This window comes from Nocardia sp. NPDC003345 (genome assembly GCF_053589395.1).
This window is the reverse complement of the sequence record NZ_JBSFRU010000597.1, coordinates 1-1,460: the sequence shown is the minus strand read 5'-3', so window position 1 is coordinate 1,460 and position 1,460 is coordinate 1. Positions and strand designations below refer to the sequence as shown.

Sequence of the window (1,460 nt, the reverse complement as noted above, 5' to 3'; positions counted from 1 at the left end):
GGGTCTTACCGCGTAACCGGTCCAGCATGAGCGCGGGATTGTGGGCGGCCCACTCGGGGCTGCCGCCGGGACCCCACATATTGTCCGGGTTACCGCCGCGGGTCAGGATGGAGAACTGCACGGCCCCGGTCGCCAGGCCGGTATCCGGGCAGGCGCTGTAGCCGGCGACCGCGGTGTAGAGGGCAGGATGGCGCGCCGCCAGGATGTAGGCGGCATGCCCGCCCATGGACAGCCCACCGATGGCGTTCACCCCGTTACCGGAGAAGTTGGCGTCGATGACGGGCGGCAACTCCTGGGTCAGGAAGGTCTCCCACTGGTAGTGGCCCAGGGCCGGATCGTCGCGCTGCCAGTTGGTGAAGTAACTGGCCTTCCCGCCGACCGGCAGCACCACGTTGACGTTCTTGCCGAGGAAGAAACGTTCGGCCTCGGTGGCGTTGGTCCAGGTGCTCTGCCCGACGCCGGGATCGAGCCCGTCCAGCAGGTAGTAGTTCGCGCGAGCGCCGTCCCCGGCCGGGTGCAACACCTGGACCTGCACGACCTGGCGCATGGCCGGTGAGTCGATGAACACCGCGGAGCGGGTCGGGCTCAGGGTGTCGATGCGGACGACCTCGGCCGCGGCGGCGGAGGCGGGTCGCAGGACCGGGAGCCAGGCGACGAGCCCGAGCACCCCCAGCACGAGTACAGCCAACCGGAACAACCGCACGTTCACACCTCCTGCCCCCACGTGGATCACGGCATTCGCCCGTGCGTGCCATCCCACCCCGGCGACGGCACCAGCGATCAGCATCTGTCCAGCAAATATGCCGACTATAATCGAGATACGATCTCCCGTGGCAGATTACAACCGATCCGTGACCCAGTCCGCCACTGGGAATCCCGGCCCCGCTATCCCCGCTCCAGCACGCCCCGGATCGAGGCGGCGAGATAATCCAGGTCCGCGCGTGGGGGCGTCCGTGGCCGGCCGCGCAGACCGAAGCCGTCACCGGGGGTCCGGGGGATCACATGCAGATGGACGTGGAACACCTCCTGGCCGGCGGTGACACCGTCGGCCAGGAAGAAGTTCACGCCGTCACAGGCCACTTCGCTCGCCCGCAGCGCCGCAGCCAGCCGCTGCCCCACCCGGAAGAGCTTGCCGCCGAGTTCGGGGTCCAGTTCGGCCAGATCGCGGGCGGGGGTTTTCGGGACCACCAGCAGGTGACCGGGGGTCATGGGGCGGATATCCATGAAGGCGAGGACGTCGTCGTCCTCGTAAACGCGGCTGGACGGGGCCCGGCCGGCGATGATGTCGGCGAAGATCGAATAGGGGTCCATATGGGCATTGTGTCGTGTGGGGCGGGCGGTGGTGCTGCCGAGGCGAAGCGGTGAGAAGGTGACCCTGCTCGCCAAGGTTCTGTGTTTATTGGCGCGGCTTCGCCGCGCGGGGTTCGGCCCCCGAAGCGTCTGCTGTCAGCGCTCGAGAC

The 1,460-nt window shown here is 68.4% G+C and carries 2 protein-coding genes; both read right to left on the bottom strand.

What is annotated here, in order from left to right:
- A partial coding sequence (locus ACWDU1_RS32310; protein WP_450004210.1) for an alpha/beta hydrolase occupies positions 1-787 on the bottom strand: 787 nt, incomplete at its 3' end.
- Positions 788-885: 98 nt separating this feature from the next.
- The gene (locus ACWDU1_RS32305; protein ID WP_450004209.1) at positions 886-1,311 is read right to left on the bottom strand and encodes an HIT family protein; all 426 of its coding nucleotides are present in this window, start codon (positions 1,309-1,311) and stop codon (positions 886-888) included.
- Positions 1,312-1,460 lie beyond the last annotated feature (149 nt).